We start from the raw sequence: 16,942 nt of genomic DNA, 5'->3' as shown, positions 1-16,942 counted from the left end.
TTTCGAAAACCTAGTCGAACTCCCAGCCGCGCTCGCCATGGCTGGTAATGTCGAGCCCCTCGGTCTCGTCTTCAGGGCTGACGCGCATCGGGATGAGGAACGACACGCCCAGCGCCAGTACCACAGTGGCAATGGCGGACCAGATCGCGACAGCACCGACGCCCACAACCTGCGCCGCCACCATAGTCACCATATTGAGACCTTCCGGGTAGCCGGTTCCGCCCAGGGCGGGCGAAATGAACACGCCAAGCAACAGCGAGCCCAGCATGCCGCCTATGCCGTGAACGGCGAAGACATCCAGCGAATCGTCGATCTTGAGCTTGATCTTGAAGAGATGGATCGCTCCATAGCAGACCACGGCCGCCAGCGCCCCGAACAGGATCGCCGCGCCGGGCGAGATGAAGCCGGCCGCCGGAGTGACGGTAGCAAGCCCGGCAATAGCGCCGGTTGCGAAACCCACGCTGGTCGGTTTGCCGAAGGTGAAACGCTCGATCAGCACCCAGGTAAGGGCTGCCATGGCGGCGGCGACATGAGTGTTGATAATCGCGGTGGAAGCATCATCTGTCGCGGTAAGGGCGGAGCCACCATTGAAGCCGAACCAGCCGACCCAGAGCAACATCGCGCCGATCATGGTGAGACCGGGTGCGTGGGGGAGCATCGCGGTTCCGGGAAAGCCCTGTCGCCGGCCGAGCAGCAGCGCGATCACAAGGCCGGAGACACCCGCTGTGGTGTGAACCACAATGCCCCCGGCGAAATCGAGCGTGCCCATGGTAGAAGCGAGCCATCCGTCACCCCAAACCCAATGTGCGGCAGGGGCATAGACCATCAGGCTCCAAAGGGCGGAGAAACCTATGACCCAGCCGAAGCGGGCGCGATCGACCCATGCGCCGACCATGAGGGCGGGGGTGATTGCGGCAAAGGTCATCTGGAATAGGGCAAAGGTGCTTTCGGGAATGGTCAGTCCATCGCGCACATTGCCAAGGTCGATCAGCATCCAGGCATTGCCGGCACCCAACCAGCCATTGGTGACATGGCCGAATGCAAGAGTATAGCCGGCCATGACCCAAAGGAGCGAGGCGACGGCGGCCACAGCGCCGCATTGCAGGGCAACCGAAAGGAAGTTCTTGGCCCTTACGAGGCCGCCATAGAACAGGCTGAGGCCCGGAAGGCACATCAGCAGCACCAATGCGGAGGAGATCAGGATCCAGGCAGTGTCCCCACTATCGCCTGCGGCGGCGTAAGGATCCTGCGCGAAGGCTGCGGTCGGCAGGACGGCGAGTGCCATCGCCGCAATGAGTCTGCGGAACATCCTGATTAGTCTCCCCTGCGTCCGCTTGGCGCGGCTGTTACGTCATGCGGGCGTCTAGGACAGGATTCTGGCGCAGGACAAGCGACTGTCGCAATAAACTGCGGATGTGCGCCGTTTCAGGTCAGGCTTGCCTGCTGGCCCTACCTCAGCCCAAACCTACTACTACCCGATCCGGCGGTGAATGACCGTCAGCCCAGCTCTGGATGTTACGGATGATCTTTTCGCCGGCGGCCGTCCGTCCTTCTACCGTTGCGCTGCCCAGATGCGGCAGGGCCACGACATTGGGCAGGTCCACAAAGCGCGGATCGATGTTCGGTTCGTTCAGGAAAACGTCGAGTCCTGCGCCGCCAAGGTGACCGCTGCGCAGCGCATCGATCAGTGCATCTTCGTCGATCAGATCGCCCCGGCCGCTGTTGATCACGAAGGAGCCGGGCTTCATCGTGGCGATCCGCTGGGCATTGAGCATGCCCTTGGTTTCTGCAGTGGCCGGGCAGTTGAGCGACAGGTAATCGGAATGGGCGATCAACCGGTCCATATCAGGCTCGAATTCGGCGCCGAGGATGGTCTCAAGTGCATCGGGCAGGCGCCTGCGATTGTTATAGACCACATGCATGCCGAACGCGCGGGCGCGGTGGGCGAGGGCCTGGCCGATACGGCCCATCCCCACAATGCCCAGAACCTTCCCGCGCAAGGTCCGCCCCAGCATGTGCGAGGGGGACCAGCCCGGCCATTCATTGGCGGCCACCATGCGGACACCTTCTGAAAGGCGGCGGGATGCGCAGAGGATCAGCGCCATGGTGATGTCGGCGGTATCTTCGGTAAAGACGCCCGGCGTATTGGTGACCATGATCTTGCGCGCCTGGCAGGCATGGAGATCGAGATGATCGACCCCCGCGCCGAAATTGGCGATCAGCCCCATCCGGCCGCCGGCGGCTTCAATCATCGAAGCATCGATCTTGTCAGTCACGCAGGGCACCAGCACATCGCAATCCTGCATCGCGGCCACGAGTTCATCCCGGCTGAACTGTCGGTTTTCGGTATTGAGTACCGTGTCGAACAGTTCCGCCATGCGGGGCTCCACGCCGGGCAGATGCCGCGTGACAATGACGCGCGGCTTGCCATCAACGCGGCGGGGGGATGCAGAGGCGGGCGCGGGTTGAGTGCTGTCAGTCATGCTTAGCGCGCTATGCTCCTGCCGGGAGGTGGTCAAGCGCCGGATTGCTTGCTTGAAGCGGCACCGGGGAGGGGGGTAAGGGAATTACATGCGATTCTTCGCCAGAACTTTCACCTTTGTCCTTCTTGCCTTGCTGGCGGTTCCTGCCGCTGCGCAGAACCGGGAAGTGCCCTATTGGGCCTCCATGCGCTCCCAGGAGGTCAACATGCGCGTGGGCCCCAGCGAGGAATACAAGATCGAGTGGGTCTATCGCCGTGCGCATTTGCCGGTAAAAGTGGTCCGCGTGATGGAAGGTTGGCGGCTGATCCGCGATGCCGACGGAGCGCAGGGATGGGTCGTTGCCCGCCTGCTCAGCCCGGAACGGACTGCTCTGGTTGTGGGCAAGGGGCTTGCATCCATGCGCGATGGGCCAAGCGAAGGCAGCGCCTTGCGCTGGAATGTCGAACCCGGCGTGGTGGGCAAGCTGGGCGATTGTGAAGCAGGCTGGTGCGAGTTGATGGTGGACAAGCGCAAAGGCTGGGTCCGCCAGCAGCGCCTCTGGGGTGCCGGCGAACCCTGAGCCCCTTGGGCTCGGCCCTTAGCTGAGCTTGCGGATCTTGACCGGATCGCCTTCGTCCGGAGTAGCGGTATAGCTGCCATCTTCGGCAGGCGCCCCGTTGGTATAGCAATTCGGCTTCTTGCCCTCTGTCTCAGGGGTGAAGCAGGTCTTGCCATCCTTGATTTCCCAGGTGCCCCATTCAACCACTTCGCCCCGGATGGCGTCGGTGTAGGAGCGATCGGGTGATACGACGGAAGTCATCTTGCTGCCATCGGCGTTAGTGACTTCAAAAGTACCCAGGGCAGCTTCTTCAGGTGTTTTCGGAGTTTCCGGAGCCGCTTTCTGGCTCTCACTTTCAGACCCGGAACATGCGGCCAAGATCAGGGCCGCGCTAAGCAACGCGATTTTTTTCATTATTGCCTCTCCCCTTTTTTAAAGAGATCGACATTTTAACACAAATCGCGCGCTTTCACGCAGCCCGTTTCAAAGTTCTCCCCGGTTTGGGTCAGAGCAATTCTACTGCCACGGCCGTACCTTCACCCCCGCCAATACATAGCGACGCAACGCCGCGCTTTTTGCCCTGTGTTTTCAGAGCATTGAGCAGGGTCACGATAATGCGCGCGCCGCTGGCGCCGATCGGATGGCCCAGAGCGGTGGCGCCACCGTTCACGTTGATCTTCTCGCGCGGGATGCCAAGATCGTGCATTGCGAACATTGCAACGCAGGCAAAGGCCTCGTTCACTTCGAACAGATCGACATCGCCGATTTCCCATCCAGCCTTGGCCAACGCCTTCTGGATTGCGCCGACCGGAGCGGTAGTGAACAGGCGCGGCTCATGGGCATGGGCGGCCATGGACACGATCCGGGCGACGGGCTTGAGCCCCTTTGTCCTGGCCACGCTTTCCCGCGTCAGCACAAGGGCGGCCGCGCCATCGGAAATCGAGCTGGAAGTGGCTGCAGTGATCGTGCCGTCCTTGGCAAAGGCAGGGCGAAGTTGAGGGATTTTTTCGGGACGGCCCTTGCCGGGCTGCTCGTCCTTATCCACCGTCACCTCGCCGGCGCGGGTCGTATAGGTCACGGGCACAACTTCGCCGGCAAAGGCACCGTTAGCGATGGCAGCATTGGCGCGGCGGAGGCTTTCGATGGAATAATCGTCCATCGCCTCGCGCGTCAGCTGATAGTCGTTCGCGGTTTCCTGGGCGAAGCTGCCCATGGCCGCGCCTGCTTCATAGGCATCTTCCAGCCCATCAAGGAACATGTGGTCATAGGCTGTGTCATGGCCAAGGCGCGCGCCGGAACGGTGCTTCTTGAGCAGATAGGGCGCATTGGTCATGCTTTCCATGCCGCCCGCGACAATCACTTCCACACTGCCAGCGGCGAGCGCCTCGGACCCCATTATGACTGTCTGCATGCCGGAGCCGCAGACCTTGTTCACGGTGGTTGCCTGGACCGACTTGGGCAGGCCCGCCTTCAGGGCCGCCTGACGCGCAGGTGCCTGGCCAAGGCCGGCAGGGAGCACGCAGCCCATGTAAAGGCGCTCGATATCTTCACCCTGCACTCCGGCGCGCTCGACTGCGGCCTTGACCGCTGTTGCGCCAAGATCGGTTGCCGAAACCTCGGCAAGAGCACCCTGCATCCCGCCGATGGGGGTGCGCGCATAAGACAGGATCACGATGGGATCGTTGGCAGAAAACTCGGACATGGCGGAATATCGGCCTTTCGCATAGGAAGACGAGGACACTGCCGATGTAATGCTGCAGTGCGGCAGAATCAATTCATCAAGCGGCCGGGATGTTTGAACCAGGCAGGAGACGGGCGAAATGGAACAGGCGCCTCAGATTGATGTAGCCGGACTGCTGGCGCGCCAGCGCAGGGCTTTCGAAATTGCCCGGCCTGAACCTCTCGACCTGAGGGCGGACCGTATCCGCCGCGCAATTGCCCTGCTGGTGGATCATGCGGACGATCTGGCGGCAGCGATGTCAGCCGATTTCGGAAATCGCAGTCACGATCTCTCAATGCTTACGGATATTTTGCCTGCAGTAAGCCTGGGCAAATATTGCCTGAAGAGTCTGAAGCGCTGGGCCAGGCCGGAACGGCGTGCCGCGACCTTTCCCTTGGGGCTGATCGGGGGGAGGGCGCAGGTCCGGCATGAACCCAAAGGCGTTATCGGTATTGTTTCGCCGTGGAATTTCCCCGTCGGCCTGAGTTTTGCCCCGATGATGCAGGCTTTCGCCGCCGGTAACCGTGTTCTGGTGAAGCCGAGCGAATTCACTGAAAGAACCTCGGCCTTGGTGGCCGATCTCATAAGTCGCTTCTACGCACCGGAAGAAGCCGCAGTGGTCACGGGCGGAGCGGATATTGCCGCCCGGTTTGTCGCGATGCCTTTCGATCATCTGGTGTTCACCGGTTCGACCGCGACGGGACGCAAGGTGATGGAAGCCGCCGCGCGCCACCTCGTTCCGGTCACGCTTGAACTTGGCGGCAAGTCCCCCGTCATCGTGGGGCGCAGCGCCAATATCGCCCGCATGGCGGAACGGGTGACCATCGGGAAGCTGATGAATGCAGGGCAGATCTGCCTTGCGCCGGACTATATGCTGGTGCGCGAAGATCGCGAACAGGAAGCAATCGCCAGCATCGTGGACAGTGCGAGCACCATGTATCCCACGCTTCTGGCGAATGGCGACTACACCTCAATCTTCAATGATCGGCATTTCGAGCGATTGAAGGGGCTGATCCGGGATGCGGCCGAAAAAGGCGCCGAGATCATTGAGGTCAATCCGGCAGGCGAGGATTTCTCCGTCAGCAACGGCCGCAAGATGCCGCTCACCATATTGCGCAATGTGAACGACGCGATGGAGGTAATGCAGCAGGAGATATTCGGTCCGATCCTTCCGGTGGTGGCCTGTTCAACCACCGGCGATGCCATCGACTACGTCAATGCGCATGACCGGCCGCTTGGTCTTTATTGTTTCAGCGAGGACGACACGGAGGTCGAGCAGGTTCTGGCCCGCACCATTTCCGGCGGGGCAACCGTAAACGACGTTATCCTGCATATCGCGCAGGATGATCTGCCGTTTGGGGGAATCGGCCCATCGGGCATGGGCGCCTATCATGGTCCCGAAGGCTTCAGGGCCTTCAGCCATGCTCGCGCGATCTATCGCCAGCCCCGTTGGGATGTGGCGGCCTTGTCGGGCCTCAAGCCTCCCTATGGTGCTGCCACGCGGCGGGCCCTGAAGATGTTGTTGCGCAAATAGACAATTTTAGCCGCGGGAGGCAGATCAAGTCTGGGGATCGATGGCTAAATTCGCGCCAGATTTGCTCCCTTCCGGCCTTGCACCCCGCTTGGGCAGGGCCTAGAGGCGACCCGACTCTAACTGTCTCCGCTTTACGGGAATCGTCCGTGGTCGATCTGTCACAATATCTGCCGATCCTGATCTTCCTTGCCATCGCGCTGGGTCTGTCGGCTGCCTTCGTGTTTCTCCCCATGGGGGTCGCACGGCTTACCGGTGCCCATAATCCCGATGCGGAAAAGCTCAGCGAATATGAATGCGGTTTCCCAGCTTTCGAAGATCCGCGCAGCCAGTTTGACGTGCGCTTCTATCTGGTGGCCATTCTGTTCATCATCTTCGACCTGGAAGCTGCGTTCCTGTTCCCCTGGGCGGTAAGTCTGGATGTTACGGGCTGGCCGGGCTGGATTACCATGATGGTGTTCCTGGGCGAACTGGTGATCGGCTTTGCCTATGCTTGGAAGAAGGGAGCGCTGGAATGGGAGTGATCGAGCCTCAGAAGGCTGGACTTGCTCAGCCGGGCGCAATGACCGCGCCGGATCAGGCCTTCTTTGACAGCCTGAATGCGGAAGTCAGCGACAAGGGATTCCTTGTCACCTCGACTGAAGAACTGTTCCAGTGGGCCCGCACGGGCTCGCTGTGGTGGATGACCTTCGGCCTTGCATGCTGTGCGGTCGAGATGATCCATGTGAACATGCCGCGCTATGATATGGAGCGTTTCGGCGCCGCCCCGCGCGCTTCGCCGCGTCAGAGCGACGTGATGATCGTGGCCGGCACGCTGTGCAACAAGATGGCCCCCGCGCTGCGCAAGGTCTATGATCAGATGTCGGATCCCAAATATGTGATCTCGATGGGTAGCTGCGCCAATGGTGGTGGCTATTATCACTATTCCTATTCGGTGGTGCGCGGCTGCGATCGCATTGTCCCGGTGGACATTTATGTCCCGGGCTGCCCGCCGACCGCCGAAGCACTGCTTTACGGCGTCATGCAGTTGCAGCGTAAGATCCGCCGCGTCGGTACGATCGAGAGGTAAGGATGGCACAGGTCCTGCATTCAGCCCCGAAGATCGCCCAGATTGACGGGATTGCCGATAAGCTCGCCACGGCGCTGGGTGACATGCTCATCCACGCCAAGGAAGAGCATGGCGAAATCGTGCTTTCCGTGGTGCGCGAGAATGTGGAAGATGCCTTGCGTCTTCTGCGTGACGAGCATGAATATCAGCAGCTGATGGAAATCGCCGGCGCTGACTATCCGAGCCGTGAGGAACGGTTCGATGTCGTTTACATGCTGCTCTCGGTCACCCGCAATCACCGCATCATGGTGAAGTGCCGCGCGGCCGAAAATACTCCCGTGCCGACTGTCACCACCCTGTGGCCGAATGCCGGATGGCTCGAGCGCGAAGTGTTCGACATGTATGGCGTGCTATTCGAAGGAAATACCGACCTTCGCCGTATCCTTACCGATTACGGCTTCGAGGGGCACCCTTTCCGCAAGGATTTCCCGCTGACTGGCTATCAGGAACTGCGTTATTCCGAAGAGGAGAAGCGCGTGGTCTATGAGCCGGTCGAACTGGCGCAGGATCTGCGGCAATTCGATTTCATGAGCCCGTGGGAAGGCGCCAAATACGTGCTTCCGGGTGACGAGAAGGCGGAAGGAGAAGGCAAGTGAGAGCGTTCGTCGCTTTCCGTGCCGTTCTGCCCTTGGCCATCGCGGCCACAGGCCTTGCCGGCTGCAACCTGGTGAAGAAACAGGACGAGCAGGTGGAGGCTCCGGCCGGTACCAAGATCGTTCAGCCGGACGTCCAGCGCGATCTGCCGAAGGATACGGCAGGCCAGCCAGTAGACAAGGGTGAGGGGCCTGTCCTCCAGGCACTTGGCGATTTGTCCGGCGTGGACCTCGGGCAGCGCAAGGGTGGCTGTACTTTCCAGCATAATGATGGGCGAGACCTGTTGATCGCAGCTGCTCCCGCCGATCAGGGCGCGGCCGGGAAGGCTGCCGTGCGGGTTGATGGCGTGATCGTCAATCTGGCGACGATGGGCGATATCGGGCTGGATGGCATCAAGGCCGGCGGGAAATATTCGAACGGCACGATCACCGTGGAAGTCGCTCGCGGCTCCAAGGGCGGTGTTTCCGGCGGCGTCAGCCGCTATGCCGCCAATCTTGGCGTTACCGACGCCAATGGCAAGCAACGGCTCTATTCGCCGGGGATGTGGATCTGCGCATGAGCGGTTTGACCTTGGAACAGTCGCCGACGACCGGCGACGAGACGATCACCAACTACACGATCAATTTCGGACCCCAGCACCCTGCGGCGCACGGCGTGCTGCGCATGGTGATGGAACTCGATGGCGAGATCATCGAGCGGATCGATCCGCATGTCGGCCTGCTGCATCGCGGCACCGAAAAGCTGATCGAGCACAAGACCTATCTTCAGGCGCTGCCTTACTTCGACCGGCTCGACTATTGTTCGCCGCTGGCGATGGAGCACAGCTACGTTCTCGCGATCGAGAAGCTGCTGAATCTCGAAGTTCCGCTGCGTGCCCAATATCTGCGCGTGCTGTTCGCGGAGCTGACCCGCATCTGCAATCACATGCTGAACATGGGTTCGCACGTGATGGACGTAGGCGCGATGACGCCCAACCTGTGGCTGTTCGAGATCCGCGAGGATTGCCTCAACTTCTTCGAACGCGCTTCAGGCGCCCGCATGCACAGCGCATGGTTCCGCCCCGGCGGCGTGCATCAGGATGTGCCGCTCAAGTTGCTCACTGACATTGCCGATTGGCTCGACACGCGCCTGCCGCAATTGTTCGAAGATGCCATGTCGCTCGTGGTCGACAACCGCATCTTCAAGCAGCGCAATGTGGATATCGCGGTCGTCAGCAAGGAAGATGCGCTGGCCTGGGGCTTCTCCGGCCCGATGATCCGCGCCGCGGGCATTCCGTGGGATCTACGCAAGAGCCAGCCCTACGACGTCTATGACCGGATGGATTTCGAAATTCCCGTCGGCACCAATTCCGACTGCTATGACCGCTTCATGGTCCGTGTGGAGGAAGTGCGCCAGTCGGCCCGGATCATGAAGCAGTGCCTGGCCGAAATGCCGGAAGGCCCGATTGCCTCGCTCGACCGCAAGATCGCGCCGCCCAAGCGCGGTGAGATGAAGCAGTCGATGGAAGCGCTGATCCACCACTTCAAGCTCTACACGGAAGGCTTCCACGTTCCGGCGGGCGAAGTCTATGTGGCGACCGAAAGCCCCAAGGGTGAGTTCGGTGTTTATCTGGTGAGCGATGGTGGCAACAAGCCCTACCGTTGCAAGATCCGCCCGACCGCCTTCAGCCACCTTCAGGCAATGGATTTCATGTGCAAGGGCCACATGCTGCCCGACGCGACCGCTATTCTCGGCGCGATCGACGTTGTGTTCGGGGAGTGTGACCGGTGAGCCATCTTGAAACCGCAGAAGCGATGATTGCGGCCTATAATGCACAGGACGTGGATATGTACGTTTCGTACATGACCGACGAGGCCTGCGAAGCGAATTATCGCGGGGATGTGGTGCGCGAAGGCAAGGAAGGCACGCGTTCGGGCCTCGCCGCAGCCTTTGCCCGCTGGCCGGAAAACCGTGCCGAAATCGTCGAGAAACAGGCGATCGGCAATTATGTGATCTTTCGCGAACATGTCACGCGTGGCCCCGCCACTGACGGTTCGGCCTTGGTCGAACCCTTCGATGTGATCGCCGTCTATTCGTTCGAGGGCGACAAGTGCTCTCGCGTGGAGTTCATCCGCTAATGGCTGCCCGTCATCTCGAACCCGATACTCCCGAACTGCGTGCCCGCTGGGGCAATTTCGCGTGGAATGCGGAAAACGCCGAGAAGGCAAAGGAAGTACTCGCCCGTTATCCGGTGGGACGCCAGCGTTCGGCCGTAATGCCCCTGCTCGATCTGGCCCAGCGCCAGGTGGGGGCGGAAACGAATACACAGGGCTGGCTGCCGATCCCGGTGATGGAATATGTCGCGGCCTATCTCGACATGCCGATCATCCGCGTGGTCGAGGTCGCCAGCTTCTACACCATGTATAATCTGGTGCCGGTTGGCCGGTATCACGTGCAGGTTTGCGGCACGACGCCCTGCATGCTGCGTGGCAGCGACGACATCATGGCCGCATGCAAGAAGCGTGGCATGCACAAAGGGCACACCACGGATGACGGGATGTGGACCCTCACCGAAGTGGAATGCATGGGCAACTGCGCTTCTGCTCCCATGGTCCAGATCAATGACGACAATTACGAGGATCTGACGGTCGAGAGCTTCGACAAGGTTCTCGATGCGCTGGCCAAGGGTGAAACGCCCAAGCCCGGCACCCAATTGCCCGGCCGCCACACGGTGGAGCCGGTAGGCGAACCCACTTCGCTGGCAGCGATGGTCAAGGAAAACCACGACTATCGGGGTGAGTGGTGATGGGCACCGCAATCACCATCGGCGGGGCGCTTCTTGTGGGCTTTCTCGCCTGGAAAATGTTTACCGGGCTTATCAAGCTCGCCTCGTTCGTGATGCTGGCCGGCTTCGCGGGCGTGCTGTTCTGGCAGGGGTATATCTGATGCTGGCTGACAAGGACCGCATCTTCACCAATCTCTACGGGTTCCAGCCCTGGAACCTGAAGGCTGCGCAGTCGCGCGGCGATTGGGATAATACGAAGGACATCCTCGCCAAGGGGCCGGATGCGATCATCGAGGAAATCAAGGCCTCGGGGCTGCGCGGGCGCGGCGGTGCGGGCTTCCCCACCGGCATGAAGTGGAGCTTCATGCCCAAGGAACCGCCAAAGGATCAGAACGGCAACCCCAAGCCGAGCTTCCTGGTGATCAATGCTGACGAGTCCGAACCGGGGTCGTGCAAGGATCGCGAGATCATCCGTCACGATCCGCACAAGCTGATCGAAGGCGCGCTGGTGGCAGGTTTCGCCATGCGTGCCCGGGCGGCCTATATCTACATCCGCGGCGAATATATCCGCGAGGCGGAGACTTTGTTCGCGGCTGTGCGCGAAGCCTATGATGCGGGCCTGCTGGGCAAGAATGCCGCCGGTTCGGGCTACGATTTCGACGTCTTCGTCCATCGCGGCGCTGGCGCTTATATCTGCGGTGAAGAAACCGCGATGATCGAAAGCCTGGAAGGCAAGAAGGGCCAGCCGCGCCTCAAGCCTCCGTTCCCTGCCGGCGCGGGGCTCTATGGCTGCCCGACCACGGTGAACAATGTGGAATCCATCGCGGTCGCGCCCACCATCATGCGGCGCGGTGCGAGCTGGTTCTCCAGCTTCGGGCGGGAGAACAACAAGGGCACCAAGCTCTTCCAGATCAGCGGCCATGTAGAAAAGCCCTGCGTGGTCGAGGAATCGATGAGCATTCCCTTCCGCGAACTGATCGAGAAGCATTGCGGCGGCATTCGCGGCGGGTGGGATAACCTGCTCGCTGTAATCCCCGGCGGGTCCTCCGTGCCGCTCGTCCCCGGCCACATGATGATGGACGTGCCGATGGACTTCGACGGCTGCAAAGAAGTCGGTTCGGGCCTCGGCACTGCCGCGCTGATCGTGATGGACAAATCCACGGACATCGTCCGCGCCATCAGCCGTTTGAGCCACTTCTATATGCACGAAAGCTGCGGCCAGTGCACACCGTGCCGTGAAGGCACGGGCTGGATGTACCGCGTGATGGAACGCCTGCGCACCGGCGATGCGGAAGTCGAGGAAATCGACATGCTGCAGCAGGTGACCAAGCAGGTCGAAGGCCACACCATCTGCGCGCTGGGCGACGCGGCGGCGTGGCCGATCCAGGGGCTGATCAAGCATTTCCGCCCCGAAATCGAGCGCCGCATCACCGAGCGTTCGGCATCGATGCAGGAGGCAGCGGAGTGAAACGGCTGTCGATCGTAATTGGCTGTGCGGCGGTGCTGGTCTCGGCACCCCTTGCTGCGCAATCCAATAGCGATAGTTACACGCCGCTCAATTCGCGCATCAAGCGCAAGAATGCCTTCCCGACGGAACCGCGGCGGACCTTCGATTTCAAGAAATCGTCAAGTGTCGGCAAAAAGCGCAGCAAGGCGATGCTTGGGCAGTTTTCCCGCTGTCTCTACAATCGCTCTAACGAGAGATCGCTCAACTTTCTCGCGAAGACGGATTTCGGTTTTGTGTCCTTCGAGCAGATCGGCACCAATGGCGAGGAACTCGCCCAGCTCTTTGGGTTTCACGATTGCCTTGGCCGGGTCGCAGAATCGAACAATAGCGGCGTAGCACTGCGCTTTTATCCCAATGGATTGCGCCAGTGGTTGCTGGAAACCGCCTATTTCGATCAATATCCCGATGACGCGAGTTGGGTGAAACCGGGCAATGTCGTGAAGGATCGCGTTTATCCGCTTTCTGAAAACGTGCCGGAGGTTCAAGTTGCCATGAATTTCGCGGATTGCGTGGTGGCGGCCGATCCCCACACCAGCGACTTTTATTTCCGCACCCCTTCGGGCTCGGAAGATGAAAAGCTGGCGGTCAAGGAGTTGATGCCGTCTCTGAGCGGTTGCATCTCCGAAGGACGTGAACTCAAGCTCGATCCGTCCTCGTTGCGTGTGTGGCTGGGCGAAGCCCTGTGGCACGCTTCCAATAATAGTGCGCCGGCCGAGGCCGACAGTTCCGAGGTTACCCAGTAATGCCCAAGCTCACCGTAGACGGCATCGAAGTGGAAGTCCCCGCAGGGGCAACCGTGCTCCAGGCCTGTGAGGCCGCGGGCAAGGAAATTCCGCGTTTCTGCTATCACGAACGGCTCTCGATTGCCGGCAATTGCCGCATGTGCCTTGTTGAGGTGAAGCCTGGTCCGCCCAAGCCACAGGCGAGCTGCGCTTTGCCCGCCGGTGAAGGCCAGGAAATCCGCACTGACAGCGAAATGGTCAGGAAGGCGCGGGAAGGGGTGATGGAGTTTCTCCTCATCAATCACCCGCTCGATTGCCCGATCTGCGATCAGGGCGGCGAATGCGACCTGCAGGACCAGTCGGTTGCCTATGGTCGCGGCGCTTCGCGCTATGACGAGAACAAGCGCGCCGTCACCGAAAAATACATGGGCCCGCTGATCAAGACGGTGATGACCCGCTGCATTCACTGCACCCGCTGCGTGCGTTTTTCGGAAGAGATCGCCGGCGTGGACGAAATCGGCGCGCTTTATCGCGGCGAGAACATGCAGATCACCACCTATCTGGAACGCGCTGCCAAGCATGAGCTTTCGGCGAATGTGATTGATCTGTGCCCGGTCGGTGCGCTGACTTCGCGGCCCTATGCCTTCGAAGCGCGTCCGTGGGAACTGAAGAAGACCCTTTCGATCGACGTTTCGGACGCGGTCGGCTCCAACATCCGGATCGACAGCCGCGGGCGCGAGGCGCTGCGCATTCTTCCGCGCGTGAATGACGACGTGAACGAGGAATGGCTGAGCGACAAGGCGCGTTTCCAGGTGGATGGTCTCACCCGCCGCCGCCTCGACCGTGTCTGGATCCGCAAGCAGGGCAAGCTTCAGCAGGCTAGCTGGGAAGATGCCTTCGCCGCCATTGCCAAGGCCAAGCCGGGTGCGAGCATCGCCGCCATCGCGGGCGACATGCTCGATTGCGAAACGATGTTCGCGGCCAAGGTATTGCTGAAGGCCAGTGGTTCTTCGCTGATCGAGAGCCGTCAGACCGGCATGGATTATGCTGTTTCCAGCCTTGCCGCTGTCAACTTCAACAGCACCTTCGCCGGAATCGAAACGGCTGATGCCATCCTGATTGTCGGCAGCCATGTCCGCTGGGAAGCGCCTCTGGTGAATGTCCGCCTGCGCAAGGCGGCCAAGAACGGCGCGAAGATCTTTATCGTCGGGCCCGAATGGGAAACAACCTATCCTGCCACTTTCCTGGGTGCCGATGTTTCGGTGCTTTCGAAGTTGCCGGGCGACGTTTCGGATGCTTTCAAGGATGCGAAGCGTCCAGCGATCATCCTTGGCGGGGCAGGGCTGGCGGCCGGTGCGCATGATGCCGCGCTGGCACTGGCGGTCAAGTTCAAGATGGTCACGCCTGAATGGAACGGCTTCAACGTTCTGCACATGGCCGCAGCTCGGATGGGCGCGCTGATGCTGGGCTTTGCGCAGCAGGGCGGGATCAAGGATCTGGTGGCTGCAAAGCCTGCGGTTCTGCTTGCGCTTGGTGCCGATGAAGTCGATTTCAGTGCCTTTGAAGGCAGCCTCAAGGTCTATATCGGCCATCATGGCGACAAGGCGGCCCATGCTGCGGACATTGTCCTGCCGGCTTCCGCTTTCACGGAAAAGGCAGGCACCTACGTTAACACCGAAGGCCGTGTGCAATTCGCCGACAAGGCGGTGTTCGCACCGGGTGATGCACGCGAGGACTGGACGATCCTGCGCGCCCTTGCGGATGCGCTGGGCGTGACTGTCGGGTTCGACAGTTTTGCGGAACTGCAGGCGGCGATGATCGCAGAAGTTCCTGCGCTGGGTATTGAAGGTCTGGCCGATTACGGCAGCGACCTGCCCAAGGGTGATGCCAAGGCTGATTTGGGCGGAGAAATTCGCTATCCAATCAAGGACTTCTACCTTACTAACCCGATCGCTCGGGCGAGCGAGACGATGCAGCGTTGCTCATCCGAATTGCTCCATGGCGTTGAGTTCGCGGAGGCGGCGGAATGACCAGTTATTTCCAGTCCCTCGGCCTGACCTATGAATGGTCGTGGTTCATCGCGACCATCGCCGGTATCCTGTTGATCGCCCTGCCGCTGATGTTGGCGGTGGCCATGATCATCTATGTCGATCGCAAGATCTGGGCGGCCATGGCGCTGCGCAAGGGCCCCAACGTGGTGGGCCCCTTCGGTCTGCTGCAGAGCTTTGCCGACGGTCTGAAGGTGTTTCTGCAGGAAACCATCATCCCTTCAGCCTCGAACAAGGGCCTCTTCCTGATCGCGCCGATCATAACCTTCACGGTGGCGCTGATGGCCTGGGCGGTGATCCCGTTCAATTCCGGCGCGGTTCTGGCGGACATCAATGTCGGCCTGCTTTATATTCTGGCTGTCAGTTCACTCGGCGTTTACGGCGTCGTTATTTCTGGCTGGGCTTCCAACTCGAAATATCCGTTCTTCAGCGCCATGCGTGCCGCGGCACAGATGATTTCCTACGAAGTCTCGATCGGTTTCATCCTGATCTGCGTGGTGTTGTGGTCCGGGACTTTCAACCTCAACGGTATCGTCGAGGCTCAGCAGGGCCATGGTCTCGGCATCGTGAACGGCTATTTCTTCAACCTGCTGCTGTTCCCGATGTGGGTGATGTTCCTGATTTCCTCGCTGGCCGAAACCGCGCGCGCGCCATTCGACCTTACCGAGGCGGAATCGGAGCTCGTTGCTGGCTATCAGACCGAATATTCCTCGATGGCCTTCGCCCTGTTCTGGCTGGGTGAATATGCCAACGTGCTGCTTATGTGCACGCTCAACGCGGTGCTGTTCTTCGGTGGCTGGCTCCCGCCGCTCGACATTCCGGTGCTGTACCTGATTCCGGGCTGGCTGTGGCTGTTCGCCAAGATCTTCTTCTTCTTCTTCGTGTTCAGCTGGGTGAAGGCAACGGTGCCCCGGTATCGTTATGACCAGCTGATGCGCCTGGGCTGGAAGATCTTCCTGCCGATGAGCCTGCTGTTCGTGGTGCTGGTTTCGGGCTGGCTGATGGTCACGAGGTATGGGGCATGAGCATGCTGCTTGCCTTGACTGCTGCAGCGGCTGCTTCCGGCACCTCCTTCGATTGCGAAGTGGTGACGCGCAAGTTCGAGGTGTTCGCTCCGACCGCAGAAGCGACCTCGAATTTCAGCGGTAATGTTCTGACGCTTTACAAGTTCGAAGCCGAGGCAGGTGCCTTCGGTGAGAATGAGGTCAAGGTGGCGCAGGTCTTCGATGGCCTGCCCGATAATCTCTATCTGCAACTCGACGATGGCAGTAATTCGCCCATCGACGTCACGATTTTCGAAATTGACCCGAAAGCGGGCACTGCTCGCGCCTCGATCATGGAGGATCTCACTCCGGAGGCCGCACAGCGCACGATGATCGGGCTTGAAGGAAGCTGCATGGTTATGCCCGGCGACGGAAAGGAAGGCGCATGAGCGTCGCGCACCTCGTCAAATCGTTCACCCTGTGGGAGTTCGTGAAGGCTCATACCCTCACGCTGAAGTACTTCTTCAAGCCCAAGGCGACGATCAACTATCCGTTCGAGAAGAACCCGCTGAGCCCGCGTTTTCGCGGCGAACACGCGTTGCGTCGCTATCCCAACGGGGAAGAGCGCTGCATTGCGTGCAAGCTGTGCGAGGCGATTTGCCCGGCACAGGCGATCACGATCGAGGCGGAACCGCGTGATGACGGCAGCCGCCGCACCACTCGCTACGATATCGACATGACGAAGTGCATCTATTGCGGCTTCTGCCAGGAAGCCTGTCCGGTGGATGCGATCGTCGAGGGGCCGAACTTCGAATATGCGACCGAAACGCGCGAAGAACTGCTCTATGACAAGGCTAAACTGCTGGCGAACGGGGACAAGTGGGAGCGTGCTATCGCCGCGAACCTTGAAGCCGATGCGCCCTATCGCTAGGGGGCGCGCGAAC

The 16,942-nt window shown here is 60.6% G+C and carries 18 protein-coding genes and 2 pseudogenes; 16 read left to right on the top strand and 4 right to left on the bottom strand.

Annotated elements, in window-relative coordinates; genetic code table 11:
• Nucleotides 1–10: 10 nt before the first annotated feature.
• Nucleotides 11–1,309, bottom strand: coding sequence for an ammonium transporter (locus H0274_RS04985; protein WP_226793542.1), 1,299 nt, complete (start codon nucleotides 1,307–1,309; stop codon nucleotides 11–13).
• Nucleotides 1,310–1,454: 145 nt separating this feature from the next.
• On the bottom strand, nucleotides 1,455–2,483 hold the full coding sequence (locus H0274_RS04980) for a 2-hydroxyacid dehydrogenase (protein ID WP_226793539.1): 1,029 nt from the start codon (nucleotides 2,481–2,483) through the stop codon (nucleotides 1,455–1,457).
• Between the two features lie 88 nt (nucleotides 2,484–2,571).
• On the opposite strand from H0274_RS04980, the gene H0274_RS04975 reads away from it, so the two are divergent.
• Nucleotides 2,572–3,042, top strand: coding sequence for an SH3 domain-containing protein (locus H0274_RS04975; RefSeq protein WP_226793536.1), 471 nt, complete (start codon nucleotides 2,572–2,574; stop codon nucleotides 3,040–3,042).
• A gap of 18 nt (nucleotides 3,043–3,060) precedes the next feature.
• Here the strand turns inward: H0274_RS04975 and H0274_RS04970 are convergent, their stop codons facing one another.
• Both H0274_RS04970 and H0274_RS04965 read right to left on the bottom strand, forming a co-directional pair.
• Nucleotides 3,061–3,435: a hypothetical protein gene (locus tag H0274_RS04970; protein ID WP_226793533.1), complete on the bottom strand. Its 375-nt coding sequence runs from the start codon at nucleotides 3,433–3,435 to the stop codon at nucleotides 3,061–3,063.
• A 91-nt stretch (nucleotides 3,436–3,526) separates the two neighbouring features.
• On the bottom strand, nucleotides 3,527–4,723 hold the full coding sequence (locus H0274_RS04965) for a thiolase family protein (protein ID WP_226793530.1): 1,197 nt from the start codon (nucleotides 4,721–4,723) through the stop codon (nucleotides 3,527–3,529).
• Nucleotides 4,724–4,826: 103 nt separating this feature from the next.
• Between H0274_RS04965 and H0274_RS04960 the strand changes: the two are divergent.
• The 15 genes and pseudogenes from H0274_RS04960 to nuoI form a co-directional block, all read left to right on the top strand.
• Nucleotides 4,827–6,275, top strand: a pseudogene (locus H0274_RS04960) (coniferyl aldehyde dehydrogenase); the annotation flags it as partial.
• Between the two features lie 146 nt (nucleotides 6,276–6,421).
• Nucleotides 6,422–6,796, top strand: a complete 375-nt coding sequence (locus H0274_RS04955; protein WP_054529802.1) for an NADH-quinone oxidoreductase subunit A — start codon at nucleotides 6,422–6,424, stop codon at nucleotides 6,794–6,796.
• Nucleotides 6,787–7,341, top strand: coding sequence for a NuoB/complex I 20 kDa subunit family protein (locus H0274_RS04950; protein WP_319018203.1), 555 nt, complete (start codon nucleotides 6,787–6,789; stop codon nucleotides 7,339–7,341). Before H0274_RS04955 ends, H0274_RS04950 begins: the two co-directional genes overlap by 10 nt.
• A 2-nt stretch (nucleotides 7,342–7,343) precedes the next feature.
• A pseudogene (locus H0274_RS04945) lies at nucleotides 7,344–7,958 on the top strand (NADH-quinone oxidoreductase subunit C); the annotation flags it as partial.
• Nucleotides 7,959–7,972: 14 nt separating this feature from the next.
• Nucleotides 7,973–8,533 (top strand): hypothetical protein, encoded by a 561-nt coding sequence (locus H0274_RS04940; RefSeq protein WP_226793522.1) that lies wholly within the window; start codon nucleotides 7,973–7,975, stop codon nucleotides 8,531–8,533.
• Nucleotides 8,530–9,744 (top strand): NADH-quinone oxidoreductase subunit D, encoded by a 1,215-nt coding sequence (locus tag H0274_RS04935; protein WP_226793519.1) that lies wholly within the window; start codon nucleotides 8,530–8,532, stop codon nucleotides 9,742–9,744. The genes H0274_RS04940 and H0274_RS04935 overlap by 4 nt, the downstream gene beginning before the upstream one ends.
• On the top strand, nucleotides 9,741–10,091 hold the full coding sequence (locus H0274_RS04930; protein ID WP_226793516.1) for a nuclear transport factor 2 family protein: 351 nt from the start codon (nucleotides 9,741–9,743) through the stop codon (nucleotides 10,089–10,091). The genes H0274_RS04935 and H0274_RS04930 overlap by 4 nt, the downstream gene beginning before the upstream one ends.
• Nucleotides 10,091–10,759 (top strand): complex I 24 kDa subunit family protein, encoded by a 669-nt coding sequence (locus H0274_RS04925; RefSeq protein ID WP_226793513.1) that lies wholly within the window; start codon nucleotides 10,091–10,093, stop codon nucleotides 10,757–10,759. Before H0274_RS04930 ends, H0274_RS04925 begins: the two co-directional genes overlap by 1 nt.
• Nucleotides 10,759–10,899 carry a hypothetical protein gene (locus H0274_RS04920; protein WP_226794475.1) on the top strand — a complete coding sequence of 47 codons (141 nt, stop codon included), beginning with the start codon at nucleotides 10,759–10,761 and terminating at the stop codon, nucleotides 10,897–10,899. Before H0274_RS04925 ends, H0274_RS04920 begins: the two co-directional genes overlap by 1 nt.
• Nucleotides 10,896–12,206, top strand: coding sequence for an NADH-quinone oxidoreductase subunit NuoF (nuoF, locus tag H0274_RS04915; protein ID WP_226794441.1), 1,311 nt, complete (start codon nucleotides 10,896–10,898; stop codon nucleotides 12,204–12,206). The genes H0274_RS04920 and nuoF overlap by 4 nt, the downstream gene beginning before the upstream one ends.
• Nucleotides 12,203–12,988 (top strand): hypothetical protein, encoded by a 786-nt coding sequence (locus H0274_RS04910; RefSeq protein WP_226793510.1) that lies wholly within the window; start codon nucleotides 12,203–12,205, stop codon nucleotides 12,986–12,988. The genes nuoF and H0274_RS04910 overlap by 4 nt, the downstream gene beginning before the upstream one ends.
• Nucleotides 12,988–14,997 (top strand): NADH-quinone oxidoreductase subunit NuoG, encoded by a 2,010-nt coding sequence (nuoG, locus tag H0274_RS04905; RefSeq protein WP_226793507.1) that lies wholly within the window; start codon nucleotides 12,988–12,990, stop codon nucleotides 14,995–14,997. Before H0274_RS04910 ends, nuoG begins: the two co-directional genes overlap by 1 nt.
• The gene (gene nuoH, locus H0274_RS04900) at nucleotides 14,994–16,040 is read left to right on the top strand and encodes an NADH-quinone oxidoreductase subunit NuoH (RefSeq protein WP_226793504.1); all 1,047 of its coding nucleotides are present in this window, start codon (nucleotides 14,994–14,996) and stop codon (nucleotides 16,038–16,040) included. The genes nuoG and nuoH overlap by 4 nt, the downstream gene beginning before the upstream one ends.
• On the top strand, nucleotides 16,037–16,447 hold the full coding sequence (locus H0274_RS04895) for a hypothetical protein (protein ID WP_226793501.1): 411 nt from the start codon (nucleotides 16,037–16,039) through the stop codon (nucleotides 16,445–16,447). The genes nuoH and H0274_RS04895 overlap by 4 nt, the downstream gene beginning before the upstream one ends.
• Entirely contained in the window at nucleotides 16,444–16,929 is a 486-nt protein-coding gene (nuoI, locus tag H0274_RS04890) for an NADH-quinone oxidoreductase subunit NuoI (RefSeq protein ID WP_226793499.1), read from the top strand. Before H0274_RS04895 ends, nuoI begins: the two co-directional genes overlap by 4 nt.
• Nucleotides 16,930–16,942: the final 13 nt, after the last annotated feature.

This window comes from Fulverythrobacter ferritrahens (assembly GCF_020539485.1).
Lineage (GTDB): Bacteria > Pseudomonadota > Alphaproteobacteria > Sphingomonadales > Sphingomonadaceae > Andeanibacterium > Andeanibacterium ferritrahens.
This window is presented reverse-complemented; position numbering and strand designations above follow the sequence as displayed.